Below are 4,728 nucleotides of genomic sequence, written 5' to 3'. Positions count from 1 at the left end.
CTTCGCCTGCAAGGGCGGGGTGTGCGGCACGTGCCGCGCGTTGGTGACCGAGGGCAGCGTCGAGATGAGGCGCAACTACGCGCTCGACGAGTCGGAGGTGGCGGCCGGGTTCGTGCTGACGTGCCAGGCGCTGCCGACCAGTGAGTGCGTGACGGTCGACTTCGACGCCTGAATGGAGTAGTGCGTTACTCCTTTGAGACCATGCTGTCATGTGGCATGGCTTTCTGGACGAGTCGCGACGAGGTCCGACCTACCTCGTCGTAGCGGTCGTCGTTCGACCACGTGAGCTGGATGTGGTCCGCTCGAGCCTGCGTCGGCTGGTGAGGGCTGGTCAGCGGCGTGTGCACTTCAAGAAGGAGAGCGACTCGCGGAGGCGAGCGCTGGTCGCCCGGCTTCGCGAGATGGGCCTCAGGGCAGGCGTGTGGACGGTGCGGGACTCGGACGACGTCCGTGCTCGTCAGCTCTGTCTGTCCGCAGCGGCGACCTGGCTCCAGGAACTGGGTGTCACCCGATTGGCCATTGAAAGCTGCGCGCACCAGGACGTACGCGATCGGCAGACGCTCGCCGCGGCATTGGAGAAGGTGGACGAGCCGTTCACCTATGAGCACCTGCGTCCGGCGGAAGACCCGGTCTTGTGGGCCAGCGACGCTCTTGCGTGGTGCTTCGGTGCGGGAGGCGACTGGCGGCAACGGGTCCAGCCGATGCTCGACGCGGTGGTGAGGCTCGACCAGTGCCCGGAAAGCGCGAAACCCGGCAACCGACCGTCCGGACGGTGAACCGGGTTCACTTTCGGCTCCTATTGGAACCGACGACAAGAACTATAGCAGATTGACATGCAATCCGTGATCCCGAATGGACCGACGAACCCACGCTGAACATGGCACGATCGAGGTCATGGGGGTTGTGGTCCGTTCAGCGCTCTGGGGTGCCGCCATCGGCACCCTGCTGATGGGCGCCCTCACCACGATCATCGACCTGGCCGTCCCGAGCGAGAAGCCGTCCTCGTTCCTCGTCACGATCGTCGCCATCCTGATGATCTCCGTGATCTTCGGCGGCCTCCCCGGGACCGTGGTCGGGACGGGTATCGGCTTTCTCCGCCGCTCCGTCCAGCGCCCCCGGCAGCAGCGGCCGATCCCCCTGCCGCACCCGCAGCGGCCCTACGACATGTGGTCCGACCTGGTCGAGCGGTGCGCCGAGTCCACGCGGCGGGTCGCCGCCGCTGTGCAGACCGTGCCCCAGTCGCCCGCCAAGGACTGGCTGCGGCGCATCAGCGAGCAGCTCACCAAGGAGCTGGACGACGTGCGCGGCATCGCGCAGCTGGGCAGGGCGCTCGGCGCGGTCGACCGGCAGCACCCCGTCTACCAGCGGTTGCTCAGGGCCACGCACGACTTCCACCAGTTCGAGAACGAGGTCGGGCGGGTCGCGTTGCAGATGTTCGACCACCCGGAGCTCGACGAGGCGCGCACGCACCTCGAGGTGCTGGAGAAGCAGCTACCTCAGCTGTCCACCTGAAGCGCGGACTGCCACCAGCTCAGCACCTCGTCGGCCGCGTCGGGTGCGGCCACCAGGAGGCCGTCCACGGGTAGTTGGGCGCCCTCACCTCGTCTGTCCAGCACGACCGCACCGGACTCCACGGCCAGTGACACAGCACCGGCCACGTCCCACTCGTGGTAGCCGTGCAGCACGGCGGCGGCCACGTGACCCAACGCCACTTGCGCTACGGCCAGGCATTTCGAGCCGAGGACGCGCACGCCCGTGCCTGCTATCGCTGCCGTGGAGATGAACTCGCCCATTCCCGGCCACGGGCCCGTGCGGGTCATTTCGGTGCACACGACGAGAGAGTCGCCTTGGCGTTCGGTCAGGCGTACGGGCGTGCCGTTCGCGCGCATGCCGCGGCCTCGGGCGGCGGCGTAGATCTGCGCGCGGTAGGGGTCGGCGACAACGCCGACGACCGGGCCCCAGCGGTCCACCAGGGCGAGGCTGTAGGCGCACCACGGCATGCCCGCGGTGTAGTTCGCCGTGCCGTCGACCGGGTCGACCACCCAGCGGAACTCGGAGTCGCCCGAGGCGTCGGGGACGTCGGAGTTCTCGCAGAACACGGGGATCGACGGGAACTCGGCGGTGAGCACGCGGCGGGTGTGGCGCTCCAGGGTGCGGTCGGTGTCGGTGACCCAGTCGAACGGCGACTCGCCGGAGTCGGGACGCACGCCGCGGCCGGCGGTGGCCATGATGACGTCCGAGGCGTCGTTCGCGAGGCGACCGGCCACCTCCAGCGCGATGGAGACCAGTCCGGGGTCGGCTGGTTGCGCGGGACGGGACGACAAGACGGTCATGCTGGCCTAGTTTCACCGCGTTGTGTGTCCGGAAACCGAAGCGAAGATGACGAACCGACGATCACCTGGCCACGACGTGAGGTGTTCTGACCACGTCAAATCAGCGGTCATCCGGACTTCACACGGGCACTACATGGTGAGCTGGTGCGCGTAGCGATCGTGACCGAGAGCTTCCTGCCCCAGGTGAACGGGGTGACCAACTCCGTCCTCCGCGTCCTCGAACACCTGCGGCGCAACGGCCACCAGGCTCTGGTGGTCGCGCCCGGTGCCGGCGCCGACGACCACCACGGCACGCCCGTCGTCAGGGTTTCCGCGGTCGACGTGCCCAAGGTGACCAGCCTGCCGATCGGCGTTCCCAGCCCGAGAGTGCACCACGCGCTGGCCGAGTTCCGGCCCGACGTCGTGCACCTCGCCTCCCCGTTCGTGCTGGGCGCCTACGGCCTCCGGGCCGCGCGCAGGATCGACGTGCCGACCGTCGCGGTCTACCAGACCGACGTCGCCGGGTTCGCGAGCAGCTACGGCCTCGGGCTGACCAAACGTGCGGCGTGGCGGTGGACGAAGCGCCTGCACACGCTGGCCGACCGCACGCTGGCACCGTCCAGTTCGGCGGTCGAGGCGCTGGAACGGTATGGGGTGCCGCGCGTGCACCGGTGGGGCCGCGGCGTCGACATCGACCTCTTCCACCCGCGGCCGAGGCAGAACGACGAGCTCACCGTGGGCTACGTCGGACGCCTGGCGCCGGAGAAGCAGGTGCACCGGCTGCGCGAACTCCACGGCCTGCCGGGCGTGAAGCTGCGGATCGTCGGCGACGGCCCCGACCGCGAGCAGCTGGAACGCGACCTGCCCAACGCGGAGTTCCTCGGCTTCCGCACCGGCACTGCGCTCGCCGAGGCCTACGCCTCGCTCGACGTGTTCATCCACACAGGACCGCACGAGACGTTCTGTCAGGCCGTGCAGGAGGCGCTCGCGAGCGGGCTGCCGGTGCTCGCGCCGAACGCGGGCGGTCCGCGCGACCTGGTGAACCACGGCCGCACCGGCTACCTCTTCGAGGACGACATCGCACAGTACGTCGAACTGCTGCGCGACCCGTTGCGGCGCAAGCGATTCGGTCTCGCCGCCCGCAAGTCGGTGCTCACCCGCACCTGGCCTGCGGTCTGCGACGAGCTGATGGGCCATTACGCTGCGGTGATCGGACTAACTCACCAGGCGGCCGCTTGAGGATCGTTCAGCTAGCCAACTTCTACGGACCGAAGTCCGGCGGGCTCCGCACGGCACTGCACCACCTCGGCACCGGCTACGTGCAGTCGGGCCACGAGGTGGTGCTGGTCGTGCCGGGCGACCGACGTGCGGACGAGGTGCTGCCCGGCGGGGTGCGGCGCATCACGCTGCCCGCGGTGAAGATCCCGTACACCGGTGGCTACCGCGTCGTGGACCCGTGGCGCGTCAAGGCCCTGATGGCGCACCTCGAGCCGGACCGGCTGGAGGTGTCGGACAGGCTGACGTTGCGCGGCATGGGCGCGTGGGCGAGCGAACGGGACATCCCGAACATCGTGATCTCCCACGAACGCCTCGACCGTCTGCTGCAGTTCGTCCTGCCTTCCGGCCCGGCTGAACGAGGCGCCGACTGGGCGAACGGCCGCATGGCCGCCTCCTACGACACCGTGGTGTGCACCACGGCGTTCGCGCGTGAGGAGTTCGACCGCATCGGCGCCCGCAACGTCCTCCAGGTGCCGCTCGGCGTCGACCTCGCCACGTTCACCCCGAGTCGTCACTCCGCCGATCTGCGCCGGGATCTCCTGCAGGGCCAGGAGAAACTGCTCATCCACTGTGGACGTCTCTCGCCGGAGAAGCACGTCGAACGCTCCGTCGACACCCTGGCCGAACTCCACGAGCAGGGCCACTCCGCACGTCTGGTGATCGCCGGTGACGGCCCGCGCCGCACGTCCCTGGAGAAGCGCGCGAACGGCCTCCCGGTGACGTTCCTGGGTTTCGTGAAGTCGCGTTTGGACGTTGCCGCGCTGCTCGCCTCCGCCGATCTCTCGCTCGCACCCGGCCCGCACGAGACGTTCGGACTGGCCGCCCTGGAGGCACTGGCCAGCGGCACCCCGGTCGTCGTGAGCCAGAGCAGCGCGCTGAAGGAGATCGTCCAACCGTCGTGCGGCGCGGCCGTCGACGACCACGCCACAGCGTTCGCGACCGCTGCTCAGCGGCTCCTGGCGTCCGGCTCACGAGAGGCCGCGCGGGCACGGGCGGAGGAGTACCCGTGGCAGGCGGCGGTCGACGGCATGCTCACGGCTCTGAAGGTGCCCTGAAGATGATCTCAGCGGCTCTGACTTAGTCTCATGACATGTCGCGAGCCGGCTTGGACAAGAACCCCCGCGAGGTCGCCGAGATG

6 protein-coding genes are annotated in these 4,728 nt (G+C 69.2%); 5 read left to right on the top strand and 1 reads right to left on the bottom strand.

The window, feature by feature from the left end; all coding sequences use genetic code 11:
* The 3 genes from VM306_RS15430 to VM306_RS15420 all read left to right on the top strand — a co-directional run.
* The coding region (locus VM306_RS15430; protein ID WP_325515634.1) for a 2Fe-2S iron-sulfur cluster-binding protein at positions 1–172 on the top strand (172 nt) is incomplete at its 5' end.
* 256 nt (positions 173–428) lie between these two features.
* Positions 429–776: a hypothetical protein gene (locus tag VM306_RS15425; protein WP_325515632.1), complete on the top strand. Its 348-nt coding sequence runs from the start codon at positions 429–431 to the stop codon at positions 774–776.
* A gap of 118 nt (positions 777–894) precedes the next feature.
* Positions 895–1,512: a hypothetical protein gene (locus VM306_RS15420; protein ID WP_325515630.1), complete on the top strand. Its 618-nt coding sequence runs from the start codon at positions 895–897 to the stop codon at positions 1,510–1,512.
* On the opposite strand, the gene VM306_RS15415 is transcribed toward VM306_RS15420, so the two are convergent.
* A complete protein-coding gene (locus tag VM306_RS15415) occupies positions 1,497–2,333 on the bottom strand; it encodes an inositol monophosphatase (RefSeq protein ID WP_325515628.1) in 837 nt (278 codons plus the stop codon). The two genes, VM306_RS15420 and VM306_RS15415, sit on opposite strands and share 16 nt — an antisense overlap.
* Positions 2,334–2,477: 144 nt before the next feature.
* On the opposite strand from VM306_RS15415, the gene VM306_RS15410 reads away from it, so the two are divergent.
* On the top strand, positions 2,478–3,551 hold the full coding sequence (locus VM306_RS15410; RefSeq protein ID WP_325515626.1) for a glycosyltransferase family 1 protein: 1,074 nt from the start codon (positions 2,478–2,480) through the stop codon (positions 3,549–3,551).
* Entirely contained in the window at positions 3,548–4,645 is a 1,098-nt protein-coding gene (locus tag VM306_RS15405) for a glycosyltransferase (protein ID WP_325515624.1), read from the top strand. The genes VM306_RS15410 and VM306_RS15405 overlap by 4 nt, the downstream gene beginning before the upstream one ends.
* Positions 4,646–4,728: the final 83 nt, after the last annotated feature.

Source organism: Lentzea sp. (assembly GCF_035525475.1).
Lineage (GTDB): Bacteria > Actinomycetota > Actinomycetes > Mycobacteriales > Pseudonocardiaceae > Lentzea.
The sequence above is the reverse complement of the archived record's forward strand: the minus strand, read 5'-3'. Positions and strand labels throughout refer to the sequence as shown.

Excerpts from the sequence above, each read along its gene's own strand:
- VM306_RS15420 (WP_325515630.1), top strand. The coding sequence starts at position 895 with ATGGGGGTTGTGGTCCGTTCAGCGCTCTGGGGTGCCGCCATCGGCACC.
- VM306_RS15415 (WP_325515628.1), bottom strand. The coding sequence starts at position 2,333 with ATGACCGTCTTGTCGTCCCGTCCCGCGCAACCAGCCGACCCCGGACTG.